This is a genomic window from Streptomyces sp. CB01635 (genome assembly GCF_002803065.1).
In the GTDB taxonomy this organism is placed as follows: Bacteria; Actinomycetota; Actinomycetes; order Streptomycetales; family Streptomycetaceae; genus Streptomyces.
Genome location: NZ_NNBL01000008.1, coordinates 200101 through 216744, shown reverse-complemented (window position 1 = coordinate 216744; position 16644 = coordinate 200101). Strand labels below are relative to the sequence as shown.

19 protein-coding genes and 1 pseudogene are annotated in these 16644 nt (G+C 69.9%); 8 read left to right on the top strand and 12 right to left on the bottom strand.

Annotated features, from left to right (window positions below):
* Positions 1-28: 28 nt before the first annotated feature.
* From CG723_RS22975 to CG723_RS22950, 6 genes and pseudogenes are all read left to right on the top strand, one after another.
* Complete coding sequence (locus CG723_RS22975; RefSeq protein WP_100595347.1) at positions 29-307, top strand: hypothetical protein; 279 nt, start codon at positions 29-31, stop codon at positions 305-307.
* 292 nt (positions 308-599) lie between these two features.
* A complete protein-coding gene (locus CG723_RS22970) occupies positions 600-1049 on the top strand; it encodes a hypothetical protein (RefSeq protein WP_100595346.1) in 450 nt (149 codons plus the stop codon).
* 539 nt (positions 1050-1588) lie between these two features.
* Entirely contained in the window at positions 1589-2080 is a 492-nt protein-coding gene (locus CG723_RS22965) for a DUF2975 domain-containing protein (protein WP_100595345.1), read from the top strand.
* The gene (locus CG723_RS22960; protein ID WP_100595344.1) at positions 2080-2301 is read left to right on the top strand and encodes a helix-turn-helix domain-containing protein; all 222 of its coding nucleotides are present in this window, start codon (positions 2080-2082) and stop codon (positions 2299-2301) included. The genes CG723_RS22965 and CG723_RS22960 overlap by 1 nt, the downstream gene beginning before the upstream one ends.
* Before the next feature lie 398 nt (positions 2302-2699).
* Positions 2700-3251 carry a GNAT family N-acetyltransferase gene (locus CG723_RS22955; protein ID WP_100595343.1) on the top strand — a complete coding sequence of 184 codons (552 nt, stop codon included), beginning with the start codon at positions 2700-2702 and terminating at the stop codon, positions 3249-3251.
* 63 nt (positions 3252-3314) lie between these two features.
* Positions 3315-3763: pseudogene (locus CG723_RS22950) on the top strand (transposase); the annotation flags it as partial.
* Positions 3764-3877: 114 nt separating this feature from the next.
* Here CG723_RS22950 and CG723_RS22945 read toward each other — a convergent pair.
* Together CG723_RS22945 and CG723_RS22940 are read right to left on the bottom strand one after the other, a co-directional pair.
* Entirely contained in the window at positions 3878-4240 is a 363-nt protein-coding gene (locus CG723_RS22945) for a nuclear transport factor 2 family protein (protein ID WP_100595342.1), read from the bottom strand.
* Between the two features lie 26 nt (positions 4241-4266).
* Positions 4267-5052: an SDR family oxidoreductase gene (locus CG723_RS22940; protein ID WP_100595341.1), complete on the bottom strand. Its 786-nt coding sequence runs from the start codon at positions 5050-5052 to the stop codon at positions 4267-4269.
* Between the two features lie 110 nt (positions 5053-5162).
* On the opposite strand from CG723_RS22940, the gene CG723_RS22935 reads away from it, so the two are divergent.
* Positions 5163-5681: a winged helix-turn-helix transcriptional regulator gene (locus CG723_RS22935; RefSeq protein WP_199841858.1), complete on the top strand. Its 519-nt coding sequence runs from the start codon at positions 5163-5165 to the stop codon at positions 5679-5681.
* A 142-nt stretch (positions 5682-5823) separates the two neighbouring features.
* Here the strand turns inward: CG723_RS22935 and CG723_RS22930 are convergent, their stop codons facing one another.
* The 9 genes from CG723_RS22930 to CG723_RS48695 form a co-directional block, all read right to left on the bottom strand.
* Positions 5824-6804 carry an SDR family NAD(P)-dependent oxidoreductase gene (locus CG723_RS22930; protein ID WP_100595340.1) on the bottom strand — a complete coding sequence of 327 codons (981 nt, stop codon included), beginning with the start codon at positions 6802-6804 and terminating at the stop codon, positions 5824-5826.
* Positions 6805-8193: 1389 nt separating this feature from the next.
* Positions 8194-8955 (bottom strand): FadR/GntR family transcriptional regulator, encoded by a 762-nt coding sequence (locus CG723_RS22925; RefSeq protein ID WP_100595339.1) that lies wholly within the window; start codon positions 8953-8955, stop codon positions 8194-8196.
* 5 nt (positions 8956-8960) lie between these two features.
* Entirely contained in the window at positions 8961-9995 is a 1035-nt protein-coding gene (gene denD, locus CG723_RS22920; protein WP_100595338.1) for a D-erythronate dehydrogenase, read from the bottom strand.
* A complete protein-coding gene (otnI, locus tag CG723_RS22915; RefSeq protein ID WP_100595337.1) occupies positions 9992-10786 on the bottom strand; it encodes a 2-oxo-tetronate isomerase in 795 nt (264 codons plus the stop codon). The genes denD and otnI overlap by 4 nt, the downstream gene beginning before the upstream one ends.
* A 31-nt stretch (positions 10787-10817) precedes the next feature.
* Positions 10818-12125, bottom strand: a complete 1308-nt coding sequence (locus tag CG723_RS22910) for an MFS transporter (RefSeq protein WP_100595336.1) — start codon at positions 12123-12125, stop codon at positions 10818-10820.
* Between the two features lie 60 nt (positions 12126-12185).
* Positions 12186-12875, bottom strand: coding sequence for a class II aldolase/adducin family protein (locus CG723_RS22905; RefSeq protein WP_100595335.1), 690 nt, complete (start codon positions 12873-12875; stop codon positions 12186-12188).
* Complete coding sequence (gene otnK, locus CG723_RS22900) at positions 12872-14164, bottom strand: 3-oxo-tetronate kinase (protein ID WP_100595334.1); 1293 nt, start codon at positions 14162-14164, stop codon at positions 12872-12874. The genes CG723_RS22905 and otnK overlap by 4 nt, the downstream gene beginning before the upstream one ends.
* Before the next feature lies 1 nt (position 14165).
* Entirely contained in the window at positions 14166-15116 is a 951-nt protein-coding gene (ltnD, locus tag CG723_RS22895) for an L-threonate dehydrogenase (RefSeq protein WP_100595333.1), read from the bottom strand.
* Between the two features lie 218 nt (positions 15117-15334).
* Positions 15335-15457, bottom strand: coding sequence for a hypothetical protein (locus CG723_RS48695; RefSeq protein ID WP_267893721.1), 123 nt, complete (start codon positions 15455-15457; stop codon positions 15335-15337).
* A gap of 278 nt (positions 15458-15735) precedes the next feature.
* Here CG723_RS48695 and CG723_RS46355 point away from each other — a divergent pair, with 278 nt between their 5' ends.
* Positions 15736-15909: a hypothetical protein gene (locus CG723_RS46355; RefSeq protein ID WP_159032523.1), complete on the top strand. Its 174-nt coding sequence runs from the start codon at positions 15736-15738 to the stop codon at positions 15907-15909.
* 205 nt (positions 15910-16114) lie between these two features.
* On the opposite strand, the gene CG723_RS22890 is transcribed toward CG723_RS46355, so the two are convergent.
* On the bottom strand, positions 16115-16546 hold the full coding sequence (locus CG723_RS22890; RefSeq protein WP_234374462.1) for a DUF7144 family membrane protein: 432 nt from the start codon (positions 16544-16546) through the stop codon (positions 16115-16117).
* Positions 16547-16644 lie beyond the last annotated feature (98 nt).

The following is a 16644-nucleotide window of genomic DNA, read 5'->3' as shown; positions in this document are numbered from 1 at the left end:
CCTCGGTTGTCTCACCCCTCCTTCCAGCATGGGGCCAGACCTGGGGGCCCGCACGCCAACCCCCAGGGGCGGAAATCGGCCGGGCCACGTTCAGGCCGACGTCACGCTGACCAAGTACGAGGACAACACCGAACCGTCGCGGGACATCTTCGCGGCCCCCGACGGACAGCGCCTGGTCGCGGCGGAGTTCACGATCCTCAGCACTGGCGACGCCACCTACGACGACCCCGGCAACCCGGGGGGCGAAGGTCATCGACTCGACCGGGAAGGTGTACGCCTGTATGCCCGGCGACCCCACCGTCGGTGAGTCCCTGGACCTCACCCTGATCCTCCAGCCGGGAGAGAAGACCAACGGCTGGGTGATCTCCAACGGTGCCGCAGAACTCGAGGGTCACGGCCGAGACGTGCCAGATGGACTCGCTCCTGCAGACCGACGGAGAGCACACGGCCAGGTGGAACCTCACCGCCGGAGGCGATCGCGTACCGAGCACCGTCTGCTTCCGTTGGAGTGAAGAAGTCGATGAGCCGCTGCCCTCGCCGCCTCGGCGCGTAATGGTTCCTCTGAGGCAATCCGTAACGAAGGGAGCAGGGTTGTGCGTATGAGGCATATCGGAACAATCCTGGGCGCTGCCGCGCTCACCGTGCTGACCATTCCGGCGAACGCTCAGGCCACAGCAGTCGCCTGTGGCGGTGGTGTGTCGACCGGCCGGGTGGCCGTCAACGGCTGCATCAGCGCCCAACGCGGAAAGGAAGGCCGAATCTACACTCGGGAGATCACGGCGCACGTCAAGGCGCGCAACACGGGGCCGAGGGCGGCGAACCTCTCCTACGAGGCGTTCTTTCGTGTCGTCGACGGTGGTCACTGGGTGAAGTTGGGCAGCGGTCGCACCTACGTCCCGGCGGGTGGGACCGTCGAGCCCACGGAGGTGGGAAGCTCGACTCGGGTGTGCGCGCCCGGTGTGAAGGTCGAGATTCGCGTACACGCCCGTGCCGACGGGGCCGCCTGGAGCGGCTGGTCCACCGCCGGCACGGCGCAGTGCCAGACCTGAGCGGCTGAACATGCGATGTCCGAAGGCCGGGGGTTGATCCTGGGGAACCTTCACCCGAAGTGCGCGCTGGTCCCGGCGGGCCGCGGTTCGTCTCGCCGGACCGGATGAGGAGCGCCCGGCGGGGCGACGGACATCTTGAGGGCGACGCACCGGCTGGGCCAGTCCACCTCGATCTGGCTCGCCGGTGTCCCCGCCCGCGTGTGGCGGCACATCGAGAACCAACGACTGACCGACATCACCGACCGCGCCGGCATCCCGGCCGGCGCACCGCACCGCATGGACCGACGTCGAAATCCGCTGCCACCACGAACCACGAATACTTCATCGACGAGTGAGGCCGCCGATTCGACTGCGCGGCCTTCGATCTACGGTTCGTGACTTTCGCCCTCGCTCGCCGTCGGCAAGAGCGCCGCTATTCCCTAGAGGGGCGGCGGCGTCCTCGCCACGGTGCGAAGCCGCCGCCCGCCCTCCGTCCCGGCCCTTGCGTAACCTATCGAAAGTCGATAGATTCTCATCGTAACTCGATGGAGGGATGGGTCGTGGGAAAGCTGACAGTGCGTGCGCTGCGCGCCGTGCTCGTGGTGGTGCTGACCGGCACCGTGTTCGTACAGGCATCGATGGTGTGGGTGTTGGTCAGCGGGAGCGACCCGGAGGACGGGTCGCTCCCGCTGACCCCGCTACGCGTGATCACGATCCTGGGCATGGTGTCGGCCCAGGTCGCCCTGGTCTGCGTATGGAGGCTGGTGACGATGGTGCGACGCGGAACCGTGTTCTCCCACGCCGCCTTCCGGTACGTGGACGCCGTGATCGGCGCGATCGTGGCGGCTGCCCTCCTGTGGTTCGCGGTCACGGTCCTCAATGCGCCGGGCCAGCGGGACGACCCGGGTGTCACCCTCATCATGGGCGGGGTTGCCCTGGCCATCCTGGGGGTCGCGCTCATCGTGCTCGTGCTGCGGATGCTGCTCGCCCAGGCCGTCGCCCGCGACGGCGAAGCGGCGCAGATGCAGGCCGAGTTGGACGAGGTGATCTGATGGCGATCGCCGTCGACATCGACGTGATGCTGGCCAGGCGGAAGATGTCCGTGGGCGAGCTCGCGGAGCGCGTGGGGATCACGCCCGCCAACCTGGCGGTACTCAAGAACGGCCGCGCCAAGGCGGTGCGCTTCGCGACGCTCGCCGCGCTGTGCGAGGTGCTCAAGTGTCAGCCGGGGGACCTGCTGCGCTGGGAGGCCGAGGACGCCGCTGGCGGATGATGTGCCCCGGGCCGGGCGTGAATACGCCTGGCACCGCCGGCCCGTGACACGGCACGTGGACCGCATGGACGTGGACCGCATGGACGTGGATCGCCGATCGCCCGCAGAACCGTCCCGACCCGGTTGGGTGGATGCCGGTTGACCTGCACCGCACCGTCCTGGTCGACTATCGCGGCCTGCGAGCGCCTCCACCGCAAACCCCCGTCCTTCCAGCGCGGAAGGGCGGGGGTTCGTCGTTCGGCGGGCAGTCAGGGCTTCGCCGTAGTCAGGCTGCCCTCGTTGACTATGCATGTCACGAGCCTCCGCCGCTCTGGGCGTTGATTGCCCTGGTGTTGGGGGCTGTCTGCAGCCGACGTAAATCGGGTGACCCTGGCGCACCATCTCGGTAAAGTCGGGCAATGCCTGAGCTGAAGCGGCTGCATGCCGACCACGCCTCGGCGGTCCTGGCCTTCGAGCTGGAGAACCGCGCCTACTTCGCTGCCTCGGTCTCCGACCGCGGCGACACCTTCTTCAACCAGTTCACCGACGGGTATCGCGCCTTGCTGGCTGAGCAGGAAGCCGGCATCTGCGCCTTCTACGTGCTCGTCGCCGAGGAGGGCTCGGTGCTCGGCAGGTTCAACCTGTACGACTTGGAGGACGGCACTGCCAGACTCGGCTACCGGGTCGCGGAGCGGGTCGCCGGACGCGGCGTGGCGACCGCGACCGTCCGGGAGCTGTGCCGGCTGGCGGCGGCCCGACACGGGCTGCGCACACTGCGGGCGGCCACGGCCCGCCAGAACGCCGCGTCCCAGAAGGTGCTGACCAAAGCCGAGTTCGTCCCTGTCGGCCCGGCCGACCCCGCCCACCTCGGTGGTGAGCCAGGCACCTGGTATCAGCGCGAGCTGGTGCTCCAGCCGTACAGCACGAACTTGCTGGGGGACCGGCCGCAGGGAGGCGGCGGCCACCGCTGACCATCGGTATGTGAGGACTGACGATCTTGCGATGGCCGCTGGTCACAACGCAGACCCTGCCTGGTGGCAGGAGGCGTTCGAGGTTCTGATGGCGGGATAGCGGGCCGGTTCTCGCAGGTGGAGCTCCGGCGCCCGGTGAGGGACTTGGTGCTGGGGCCGCTGTCGGACCTGCCGCGCAAGAACTGCTGGACGATTGCGGAGTGGGCCGGTGAGACGACCTCGCACGCCATGCAGCACCTGCTGTGCCGGGTCTCATGGGATGCCGACGCCGTGCCGACGCCGTGCGTGACGATGTGCGCGAGTACGTCGTCAGACATCTCTACGACGGGGCGACGGTGCCCGTTGTGGACGAGACCGGCGACGTGAAGACGGGCACCCACACCGTCGAGGTCCAGCGCCAGGGCACCGGCACCGCCGGCCGGATCGAGAACTCCCAGGCCGCCGTCCGTCTCGTCCATGCGGGCGAGCGCGGGCACGCGGCGGTGGACCGGGAACCGGGAGTTGTACGTAGCGCGCCACCGTCCGTCGCATTCGTGGGAAACCGCAGGATGGCCGCCGAGGTCACTTCCCGCTGCGGCGGCGGCCGTGCGCCGCATGTGCGCTGTCGCCCGACTTCACCTGTCGGGTCAGGGTGCGATGAGGAGGCGTTCGATGAGGTGGTCGCGGAGGGTGAATGCGTAGCGCAGGTCGACGGTGCCACCGGGGAAGTCCCCTTCGAGGTGGTGCGTGGCGGTGTAGTGGGTGGCGTCGGTCTTCTGCGTGCCGATGAGCTCGATGGTGTAGGTGAACTCGGTGGCGGACCGGCTCAGCCACTGCTCGATCGCCTCGGTGCCCCGGTAGGTGGTGCCGTCGTCGGTGACGGTGGCGTCGGGGGTGAAGGAGGAGAGGGCGGTGGCGGTGTCGTGGGCCCGGTGGGCGTTGAGGTAGCGGGTGATCGTGTCGGGCAGGGCGTCGGGGGCGGGCGCCGTGTGGGTCTGGTTGTCGTGCATGGCGGGTCCTCGGAGTGGTGGCGGGTTCAGACGGTAGGGGTGGTGCCGCCGTCGATGACGTGTTCGGTGCCGACGATGGACGAGGCGCGGTCGGAGACGAGGAAGGCGACGAGTTCGGCGACTTCCTCGGGCCGGTTGGGGCGGCCGAGGGGGATGCCGCCGAGGGAGTCCATGAGCCGGTCCAGCGCCGCTCCCTGGGTGATCCCGGCTTCCGCGGCGATCCGGGTGACCAGGTTGTCGGCGGCGGTGGTCTGGATGAATCCCGGTGAGACGGTGTTGACGCGCACCCCGTGGGGGGCGACCTCGTTGGCCAGGCCCTTGCTGTAGGTGGTCAGCGCGGCCTTGGCGGCGGCGTAGCCCAGGGTGCCGTTCCACAGGGGCATGCGGCGCTGGATCGAGGTGACGTGGACGACCGCGCCCTTGCCGGCCGTGATCATGCCGGGCAGGAGGCCGCGGTCCAGGCGGACGGCGGCCAGCAGATTGGTGTTGAGCTCCCGGGCCCAGTCGTCCTCGCCGAGCATCGCGAAGCCTCCGGCGGGCGCCTGGGAGCCGCCGAGTGTGTGGACCAGGATGTCGACGCCGCCCACCCGGGCCTCCACCTCGGCGACGACGTGGCCTGCACCGTCCGGGCTGGACAGGTCGGCGGCGACGAACGTCTTCTCCTCTACGTCGGCGGGGCGGGTGCGGGCGGTGACGAGGACCGTCGCCCCCGCCTGCGAGAGCCGCCGGGCGATGGCCGCTCCGGTGCCCTTGGTGCCGCCGGTGACGAGAGCGCGCCGGCCTTCGAGGGATTCGCTGGGCGTTGTGGTCACGATGGCTTCCGTTCCCGGGGGCGGTCGGGCGAGCACCGCCGCCCACCGTGTCAGTGCTAAAATAGAAGCTAGTGACTTCGACTTTAGCACCTACTGGGGAGAGTGCCGCGATGGCGAGCCGGATCAGGCTGGAGGACCGGGAGTGCCCGCTGTCTACGACGGTGCAGCACGTCGGCGAATGGTGGACGCTGCTACTCCTCCATGACGCCTTCGACGGCTACACCCGCTTCGACCAGTTCCAGGAGAACCTGCGTATCTCCTCCAGCATGCTCACCACCCGCCTGAAGACCCTCGTCACGGACGGGCTGCTGGAGCGCCGGCCCTATCAGACCAACCCCGTCCGCCACGAGTACGTACTGACTCCCCTGGGGCGGTCCCTGCGTCCCGTGATCGTCGCCCTGGCCGCGTGGGGCAACTCCCGCCTCGCACCGCAGGAGCGCAGCATGATCCTCGTCGACGCCGGCAGTGGACAGCCGGTCGAGCCCGTGGTCGTCGACGCCGGAACCGGCCGCCGGCTCGACGACAGCGACGCGTACGTCTTCACGGCAGGCCCCGCGGCCAGCGACGCCATGCGCGACCGCTACACGAACCGACCGACAGGTCCAGCCGACATCACTCCCGCCACTTAGCACTGCGAAAGGGGCTTGCCTCCAGGCCGCCCACAAGGCCGTCGCCGCTCTGCGCACGCTTTCATGAATCCACCCGGTCGAGATCACCCGGACCGGCACCCCGTTCGACCGCAACCGCCCTCGCGCGCCATGGAGTTCGGTATCAGGCGGTGAGCATGTGCTCGCTCAGCTCCCAGAGCCGCCGCGCGGACTTCGGGTCGATGGAGTGGGACGCGACTTCGGACGGGATGCTGTCCGCGGTGAGGGGCTTGGGCTCGTCGTCGAGCCGTGAGATGTCGCTGTCCTTGAGGTAGACGCCGCCGATGTCGGCCAGCAGGGGACTGGTCGCCGCGAACACGATGGTGGCGGCGCCCTGCTGCAGGGTCTTCTTTCCCGCCTCGGGGTCGATGATCGGCTGACCGGCCTCGTCGATGAGCCCCATGGCACGCAGACCCTCCTGGCCCGTCGCGCTGTTGAGGCTCGTGCCGACCACCACGCCCGGGTGGGTGGCGTAGCCGCGGATCCCGTCCTTGGCCCATCGGCGGTCCAGCTCGACGGCGAAGAGCACGTTGGCGGTCTTGGACTGGGCGTAGGCCGCGGTGGGCCCGTAGCCGTCGGCGAAGTGCAGGTCGTCCCACCGGATGTCGGAGAACCGCTGGGCTCCGGAGGTCACGTTGACGACGCGGGCGCCGTGCGTGGCGCGCAGCGCGGGCAACAGGCGAAGCGTCAGCTGGAAGTGGCCCAGATGGTTGGTCGCGAACTGCGCCTCGTAGCCGCGCGCATCCAGTTCGCGTTGCGCGGGAGCCGGCAGGCCCGCGCAGTTGATGAGGATGTGGAGCGGGCGGTGGGTGTCGAGCCGGCGTTCGGCGAACGTGTCGATCGAGGCCGGGTCCATCAGGTCGAGGCGGCTGACTTCGACGCCCTCGATGTCTGCCAGCGCTTCCCGTGCACGCTGCGGATTGCGTGAGCCCACAGTCACGGATGCGCCGGCGTTGACCAGTACGCGGGTGACCTCGCGGCCGAGACCGGCATGGCCGCCGGTGATGATCACGTTCTTGCCGGTCAGGTCGATGCCGGCGGCGACCTCTTCGGCTGTCGACGCGGCGGTGAATCCCGACCCGATGGGGTGCTGCTTGTGTGTCATGAGACGTCCTCTGTTCCTTCGTCGTCCGGTGGTGTGTGACGGCCGATGAGCTCGCGGTGTGTCGACTGCGGGACCCGGTGGCTGTCGGCAGACGGCTCGCTCGGCGCCTGCCGGCTGACTTGGCTTTGGCGTATGTGATGGCGTGGGACCGCAGGTCGGTTCGTCCTGCATCGCCTGTCAGGCGTTGTGGTCGCGGTGGAACCGGTGAGCAGGCAGCGGCGCAGAGTTCGTCCGAGTGCGAAGTGCACCACGGGGCTGCAGGAGAGTACGGGGGCGGACAGGCCGGCCGCGCCGGTGAAGGACATGGATGCGCTCATCCTGTGCCTTTCCCTTCGGGGGTCTGTGTCGCTGGGTCATGGGTGTGGCGGGCGTGGGAGGCGGTCGGACGCGTCGGGCTCCGACTGAAATGGAAACGGAACGTCGCTCCATTTAGAATACGGAGCATCGTTCCGGATCGCAAGCAGGGTGACGATCCGTGTCGGCAATGGCCGGAGCGAGGAGGGACGTGGTGCGCGCCGCGGGACAGTCGGGGTTGTGGGATCTCGCGCCCGGGTTTCGGATCGGCTCGTGCGGTCAGAGGTCGGATCGGGGCGTGAGGGAGCGCGCCGCGTCGCGCGGCGGTGCGGCCCAGGTCGCTTTACCCGGGGGCGTGCTGTGCAGGGTGCTGCATGCCGAGCGGTCGGCGGATCGTGACAGGAACGGTCGGTGACGTTCTCGTGCGCGAGGTGCGCGATCGTCTCGCCGTCGCGTACGGCCAGATCGGCGGCTTCCGCGAACTCGCGGGAGGGCTACCGCAGTTGGGCCCGGGAGGCCGGGAACGGGTCGCAGCTGCCGGGAGCTGCCCGCGTGTGCGGACGTGCCCGGGGGGTGCGGTACGTGGCGCTGCGTGAGGGGCCGGGTCGGCTGTCGGAGGCGGGGTCCAACTCCCACTCGGTGGCGGTCAGTTCGAGAAGGGTGAGCCTACGTTCCGGTGGTCCGCGCTGGTGCCGCTTGTTTCCACTCCGTTGCGTCGCGTCTCGATGCACGGCACCGACTGGGCGGGGTGGGCGCCCCTGTGTTGGTCAAGGTGGTGGGTCGGGATGGCGGCATGGCGATCTGGTTCCGCACCTATTACGAGGAAGGAGATCTGTGGCGGTATTTCGAGGCCGATGACGAGGGCTGGGCAGCGCGACAGATTGAGGCTGGGGGAGGACCTGCGACCGGTGACGGCGGCCTCTTTGGAAGAGATGCTGCACTTGCGTGTTCATGCCGACCTCGCGGAGGGGAAGAAAGCCCGTTTGAGCTGCTCGCTTCCCCGCCGGGACGGCTGTTCACCGCGGAGCGATGAGCCCGAACTCCGGGTCGTCTGGACGAGAGGTGGCGACGTCAATGGGCCGGGCCCCAAAGGAATTACGGAGCCGCGTCGAGCTCCACGCCCAGGTCCTGCGCCGTGTTCCAGAACTCGGGGCCCGCCTTCTGGAGCCGGGCCGCCGCGTGTTCGAGGTGGCGGCGGGCGGCCGTGCGGGCCGCTTCGGCGTTGCCCTGCTCGATGGCGGCCAGGATGGCGTGGTGCTCGTCGCGGACCGCGTCGAAGAAGTCGCCCCGGCGGGCCTCGTTGGCGCGGGTGACGCGGATGCCGCTGCGGGAGACCTCGCCGAGGTAGCGGACGGTGGAGACCAGGACCGCGTTGCCGGTCGACTCCGCGATGGAGCGGTGGAAGGCCAGGTCCTCGTCGGCGCCGTCGCCGCCGGCCGAGACCGCCGCGTCGATCGCGTCGAGGGCCTTTCGCATCCGGGCGTGGTCGGCGGCGGTGGCGCGGGTGGCGGCGAGCTCGGCCGCCTCGCCCTCCATGGCGCGGCGGACCTCGACGATCTGCAGCACCTTGGCCTTGGTGTCGGTGGTGCTGGTGGTGTCGGCCTCGAGGTCGAGTGGCCGGGTGCGCCGGGGCAGGACGAAGACGCCCCGCCCCTGGCGCGGTTCGACCAGGCCCGCATTGGCCAGCCGGGACACGGCCTCGCGGATCACGGTGCGGCTGACGCCGAGCTGCTTGACCAGCTCCACCTCGGTCGGCAGTTTGTCGCCCGTGGTCAGCCGCCCGGACTCGATCTCGTCCGCGAGCATCGCGGCTACGCGGTCCGCGAGCCGGACGGGCCCGTCCACCTTGGTAAACATGGTCGTCAGTCTATCGGCGTGGGCTTGGCCGGCGTGGCGGTGACGGCCTGCGCGTGGTCGGCGACGTACTGGTGGACCACCGCCGCGAAGTCCGCGTCGGGCTCAAGGCCGAGCCGGGCCGCGCGGGTGTTGTCGAAGGCGGCCGGCCAGGAGCCGACGATGGCCTCGACGGCCGGGTCCGGCGCGACCTTCACCAGGTCGGCGACGGCGTCCCCGGCGACCTGACGCAGCGTGTCGAGGATCTCGGCAACCGTGACCGTGAGGGCCGGGAGGTTGACCGGGAGGCCGCCGGACAGCTGCCCGGGGCCCTCGCCGCGCTCGGCCTGGGCCACGCGCAGAATGCCCTCGACGGTGCGGCGGGGGGAGGCGAGGGCGACCCGCAGGTCCGGGCTGACCGGGCAGATCGCCCCGAGGCCGGCCAGCGGCTCGCGGATGATGCCGGACAGGAATCCGGAGGCTGCTGCGTTCGGCTTGCCGGGGCGCACCGAGACCGTCATCAGGCGGGTGACGCGGCCGTCGAGGAAGCCGCGGCGGGTGTACTCGGCTATCAACTGCTCGCAGATCCGCTTCTGGACGCCGTAGCTGGACTGCGGCGTGGGCAGCGTCGACTCACTGACGACCTGCGGCAGCGCCAGCGCGGCGTCCGAGCCGTAGATGGCGACGCTGCTCGCGAAGACCACCCGTACCTTCTGAAGACCTGCGGCCGACTGTGCGCGCGCCGCCTGAAGGAGGGCGCGGGTCGTATCCAGGTTGGCGCCCATGCCGAGGTCGAAGTCGACCTCGCACTCGGCGGAGACCGCGGCAGCGAGGTGGATGACCACGTCCACGGGCTGCGCGAACAGGTCGCCGAGGCGCTCGGTCAGGTCGCCCTGGACCACGTCCACGAGCGGGTCGGCGGACAGCGGCGACTCCTGCGGTACGAAGAGGTCGGCGAGGACGAGGCGGGTGATGGGAGCGCCCTCGAACGTGCCCTGCTCCAGCAGGGCCTCGGCCACCTGGCGGCCCAGGAAGCCGAAGCCACCCGTGATGACGATCCTCATGCGTTGTCTCCTTGGAACTTGTGTCGCCAGCCGAGACCCTCGCTCGTGCCGGCCTTGGGGAAGTACTCGCAGCCGATCCAGCCGTCGAAGCCCAACTCATCGACGACGGACATGAGATGACGGAGGTTCAGTTCTCCGGCATCGGGCTCGTGACGGTCGGGCACGCCCGCGATCTGAAGGTGGGCGACGCGGCCGGTGGGCAGGTCGCGGCGGAGTGTGGCGGTCAGGTCGCCCTCGACGATCTGGCAGTGGTACAGGTCGAGCTGGACCTTCAGGTTGGGGGCTCCCACCTCCTGCACGACGGCGTGGGCGTCGGCCTGCCGACTGAGGAAGTAGCCCGGCATGTCGCGGCCGTTGATCGGCTCGATCAGGATGTCGACGCCGACGGTCGCGGCCTGCTCGGCGGCGTACGCGAGGTTCGACAGGTACGTCGCGCGGTACGGCGCCGGGTCGGCGCTCTGCGGTACCAGGCCCGCCATCATGTGCACGCGTGGGCAGTCGAGCGCGGCGGCGTACTCCAACGCCCGCTCGACGCCGTCGCGCACCTCCGTCTCGCGTCCGGGCAGCGCCGCGATCCCGCGCTCACCCGCGTCCCAGTCTCCCGGCGGCGCGTTGAACAGCACCTGCCGCAGGCCGTGCCCGTCGAGACGGCGCCGCAGGTCGGTCGCCTCGTACGCGTACGGGAAGAGGTACTCGACGGCCTCGAAGCCGTCCGCCGCGGCCGCGGCGAAGCGGTCGGGGAAGTCGTGCTCGGGATACAGGGTGGACAGGTTCGCGGCGAACCTCGGCATGGTGACTCCGTAAGGTGTGAGGCAGGCTCGGTCAGCGGTTGACGACGCTCTTCTTGGTGACGAGGACGGCCGCGGCGCCGATGACCAGGCCCAGCGCCAGCACGTACATCGGGATCGCCGTCGAGTCGGTGGCGTCCTTGAGCGAACCGATCATGTACGGGCTGACGAAGCCGGCCAGGTTGCCCACCGAGTTGATGACGGCGAGCCCGGCTGCGGCCGCGGTGCCGCTGAGGAAGGCGGTCGGCAGCGACCAGAACAGCGGCGCGCAGGTCAGCACGCCCGCGGCGGCGATGGACAGCGCGACCAGGGACAGGGCGGTCGACCCGGTCCAGCTCGCGGCCAGCGAGAAGCCGACGGCGCCCATCAGGCTCGGGATGACCAGGTGCCAGCGGCGCTCGCGCCGCTTGTCGGCGGAGCGGCCGAAGAGGTTCATCGCGACGAGCGCGGCCAGGTACGGCACGGCGCTGAGCGCGCCGATCGCGAAGCCGCCCTCGATGCCGGTGGACTCGACGAAGGTCGGCATCCAGAACGTGAGCGCGTACTGGCCCATCACGAAGAAGAAGTAGATGAGGCACATCAGCCACACCTTGGGGTCGCGGAACGCGTCCCACGTCTTGCCGTGCTCACTCTGGTGCTTGGTGTCCTCGGCGAGCGCGCGCTCGATCGTGCTCTTCTCGTCGTCACTCAGCCACTTTGCTTCGCGCACACTGTTGTCCAGGTAGAACAGCGTCATCACGCCCACCGCGATGGCGGGCAGCGCCTCGATGAGGAACAGCCACTGCCAGCCGTTCCAGCCGCCGGTGCCCTCGAAGACGTCCATGATCCAGCCCGAGAGCGGGTTGCCGAAGATGCCCGCCACGGGGATGGCCGACATGAACAGCGCGATCACCCGGGCCCGCCGCGCGGACGGGAACCAGTACGTGCAGTAGAGGATCACGCCCGGGTAGAACCCGGCCTCGGCGGCGCCGAGCAGGAACCGGAGCACGTAGAACGTCGCCTCGTTGTTGACGAAGACGAACAGCGCCGAGACCACGCCCCAGCTGATCATGATCCGGGCGATCCAGGTGCGGGCACCGACCTTCTGCAGCATCAGGTTCGAGGGGACTTCGAACAGGAAGTAGCCGATGAAGAACAGGCCGGCGCCGAGGCCGTACGCCGCCTCGCTGAAGCCGAGGTCCTCGGACATCTGCAGCTTGGCGAAGCCGACGTTGACCCGGTCCAGGTACGAGACGACGTAGCAGAGAATCAGGAAGGGGACGATGCGCCGGATGACCTTGCGGAACACGGCGTTCTCGCGGGTCAGTTCGGGGCTTTCGGCCGTGGGGACGGTCGTAGGCATGAGGGGCACTTCCTTGTGCGGCTCAGGGGTTTTCGAGCGGACGGGGACGGGAGCGGGGTTTTACCAGGAGGCGCCGAAGGCGGTCCTCAGTTCGGCGATGGCGTCGTCGGGGAGCGGCTCCGGCCTGCGGTCGGTCGTCAGCCAGAGGCGTGCGGTCTCCTCCAGCTCCTCCAGTACGGCCAGCGCGGACGCGGCGTCCGGGCCCCAGACGACGGGGCCGAGCCGGTCGAGGAGCACGGCCCGGATCGGAGTGCCGTTCGCCGCACGGGAGTTGATGCGCTCCGAGACCAGGTCGGCGACGCGCGGGTCGCCGGGACGGTGGTACGGGACCAGCGGAACGTGGCCCACCTTCATCACGTAGTACGGGGTGAGGGGCGGGAGCACGTCGTCCTGCTGCCACACGCCGGCCAGCGTCAGCGCGACCAGGTGCGTGGAGTGGGTGTGGATGACGAACCGGGCCGTGGGGTCGGCCGCGTAGATGCGCCGGTGCAGTGTGAGCGTCTTGCTGGCGCGGTCGCCCGCGATCTGCTCGCCGGCAGCGTCGACCTGTGCGAGCCGGTCGGCGTCGAGGAAGCCGAGGGCCGCATCGGTGGGCGTGATCAGGTGGCCGTGGCCGTCGTCGAGCTTCGCGCTGATGTTGCCGGCGCTGGCGTGGACGTAGCCGCGGCTGAACAGGCTGGTGCCGACGCGGACGATCTCGGCGCGGGCGGCAGCCGTCTTGAGGTCCTGTGTCTTGAGGCCCTGAGTCACTTGGACTCCTCGTTCAGGAGGGCGAAGGCTGCGGTGAAGAAGTCCGGGCCGCCGAAGTTGCCCGACTTGAGTGTGATGTGGAGGGTGTCGCCGCCGGGCAGCGGCGCCGCGCACCACGGCACCCCCGGGTCGATCTGCCCGCCGATGCGCAGGCTCGTGAGGCCGAGCGCCTGCACGACGGCGCCGGAGGTCTCGCCGCCGGCGACCACGAGTTGCCGTACGTCACGCTGGATGAGTCCTTGGGCGACGCGGGAGAGCGTTTGCTCGACCAGCTCACCCGCCTCGGCGGCGCCGAGCTGACCCTGGACGGAGCGGACCGCGTCCGGCGACTCGGTCGAGTAGACGAGCACGGGCCCGTCGGCGAGGTACTTGTCGGCGAAGGCGAGCGCCTCGGCGGCGACGTCCTCGCCGGCGGCGATCCGAAGGGGGTCGACGCTGAACGCGGGGCGGCCGGTGCTGAGGAACTCCCGTACCTGGCCGTTCGTGGCGGCGGACACCGAACCGGCGACGACGGCTTGCCGACCGGAGGCAGGCGGCAGCTGGGCTGCGGCCGGGGACGGTTCGAACCCCCAGTTCGCGGGCAGCCCGATCGCCAAGCCTGAACCTGCGGTCACCAGCGGCAGCTCCTTGACCGCCGTACCGAGCCGTAGGAGATCGTCATTGGACACGGCGTCGACGATCGCGGCGCCGACCCCGTCCGCCCGCAGTCGCGTGATCCGGGCCCGGACCGCGTCAGAGCCTTCCGCCACCACCTTGTGGTCGATGAGGCCGACCGGCCGCGTCGTCTGCGCGTCGAGCACGGACACCAGGTTGGAGTCGGTCATCGGCGTGAGCGGGTGGTGGCGCATGCCGGACTCGCCGAGCAGGACGTCGCCGACGAAGAGGTGGCCCTTGAAGACGGTGCGCCCGTTGTCGGGGAACGCGGGCGTCGCGACGGTGAAGTCGGTGCCGAGGGCGTCCATCAGGGCCTCGGTGACCTGGCCGATGTTGCCGGCCGGCGTCGAGTCGAAGGTGGAGCAGTACTTGAAGTAGATCTGCTCGGCGCCCGCGGCGCGCAGCCACTCCAGGGCGCGAAGGGACGCCTCGACGGCCTCGGCCGCCGGGACCGTACGCGACTTGAGGGCGATGACCACCGCGTCCGCGTCGACCGTGGGGTCAGTCGTGGGGTCAGTGCCTTCGGCCGGTACGTCGATCAGCTGGAGCACGCGCATGCCCGCGCGCACCAGGTTGTTGGCCAGGTCGGTGGCGCCGGTGAAGTCGTCGGCGATGCACCCGAGGCGGACGCTCACGTCAGTCCTCCTTCTTGGGCTGGTCGGTCGGCTGGGGCTGGTTCGCGGGCTGCGGCAGGTCGATGCCGGGGAAGATCTTGATGACCGCGCTGTCGTCCTCACCGCCGAGCCCTGAGGCGGACGCCTGCAGGAACATCTGGTGGGCGGTGGCGGACAGGGGCAGCGGGAACTTCTGCGGTCGGGCCGCATCCAGTACGAGCCCCAGGTCCTTGACGAAGATGTCGACGGCGGACAGCGGCGTGTAGTCGCCCGCCAGCACATGTGCCATACGGTTTTCGAACATCCATGAGTTGCCGGCGCTGTGCGTGATGACCTCGTAGAGCGCCTCGGCCGGAACCCCGGCCTTGATCCCCAGAGCCATCGCCTCGGCCGCCGCGGCGATGTGTACGCCCGCGAGCAGCTGATTCACGATCTTGACCTTCGAGCCAAGACCGGCGTGGTCGCCCAGACGGTACACGGTGGCGCTCATGGCCTCGAGTGCCGGGTCGGCGACGGCGTACGCAGCGACGGAACCCGACGTCATCATCGTCAGCTCACCGGCGGCCGCGCGGACTGCCCCGCCGGAGATGGGCGCGTCCAGGTAGAGCACGCCCAACTCGCCCAGGCGGCGCTCCAGTTCGGCCGACCAGTCCGGGTCGACCGTGGAGCACATCACGTAGACGGATCCGGGGCGCAGCCGCTCGGCCGCCGCTCCGTCGCCGAAGAGGACCGACTCGACCTGCGCCGCGTTGACCACGACGCCGATCAGGACGTCCACCTCGGCCGCCAGCTCGGCGGGTGAGGCGAACGCTGTCCCGCCGTCCCGGGCGAACCCGGCGGCCACCTCCGGCCGCAGGTCGTGGACCCCCACGTGGTATCCGGCGGTCCGCAGGCTGCTGGCCATGCCCAGGCCCATGGCCCCGAGCCCCACCACGCCCACGCGCGGCCGCACCGGCCGCTGCTGGTCGTTCATGTCCGCCCTCGTCATCGTTGACCCGTCGACTCGTACGTGTGTCGTTGTGCTGCTCCAGTCGCAAGCAGCGATCGGGTCATATGATGACCTGCGGACATCGCGGAGTACAGGGTGATGCCGGTCACACCCGAAGCGCCGCCCCCGCCGGTACCGGGTTCGGCAGCGGCAGGGGCGGCGTGGGCGGTGGACGGGGCGCCCGCCACAGGCGGGCCGTGCCGTCAGCGCACGCCCGCGGACGCAAGGCTGACGGGGCCGATCAGCACGGCAAGGGAGCCCGCGACGAACAAGGCCGTGAAGCTGTCCCCACCACCACCGCCGATCGCGAGCAGCAGCGGCGCCACGGTGGGCGCCGCCTTCCTCTGCTGGATCGCCGTCCGGGCGGGCTCGGTCCTGCTCCGGAGTCCGCGCCTCGCCCCGCTACGCCCGGGCCGCCGCGTCCATCGGCGACCGGGGTGGACTGTCCGCGCTGCGCCAACTCTGCCTGGAAGTTGTGCCGTTGGACGACATGCGACTTCGGGGGGCTGTGTGGTCATCGCCTTCGCCGAATCGCGCGCAGTACGACGCGCGGATGGCGGCCACGTACCGGACGGCGGTCGGACAGTGGAGGGAACGGATACGCATGCATCTCCGCCAGGCCCGGGTGGCCGGCGAGATCACCACCGGTAGACCGGACGTGCTCGTCGTTGACCTGCTGCAGACCACGCTCGTCGGATTCCAGACGGCGGCCGTGGCGTACCCGGGCATGTCGGCGGCACGGCAGACGGAGATTCCGGACGGGTTGTTGGGGGCGTAGACAGGGTGCCGGGGGGCCGGTTCTGCTACTGACCGGTGAACAGTTCCTCCGGTGTCGTGCAGGTCACCCCGAGCTGCCGCTGGACCGAGCGGCGGCTATGCCCTCTTACCGCCATCGTGCCCGATCGGTCACGTGCCGGATGGCCCGGACAGCGCCGACACACCATCACTCGCCCCGGGCCCTCCCGGTATGCCTCCGCCTGGGTTCACCGACCGGCGCTGGGCGTGTGAGAGAACCTGGTCAGCGACCACACGATGAGGAGATCGAGGGCCATGACGGTGATGGACCAAGCGGGGTAGTACGGAATGAACATGAATTGGGTGATCAGGCTGATCGCCGCCACGGCGATGCCTGCCCCGCGCCCCCAGGTCCTGCCGGCCGCAACCCCTAGGCCGGCGACGACGAGGGCCACGCCGATCACAAGATGAATCCAGCCCCACGCGGTCAGATCAAACCGGTAGGCGTACCGAGACGACGCGAACACGGTGTCGCCTGCGATGCCGGATGCGCCCAGCAGAATGCTCAGCGGCCCGCTCACCAACAGGGCCACCACGGCGAACAGGGTCGCTCCGGTGATCATTTCGTTGCTGTCGGGGCTCTCCGGCCCTCGCGGCACCTTGTTGGGCATTGCTGCCATGCCGTGGCCTTCCTGTCCGGCGCGGCGACTGAGGACACCGCCTGTGCGAGGCCAGCCGCGCTCCTGTGCCATCTTCACCTCAGTCCTGCGGCGTCGCG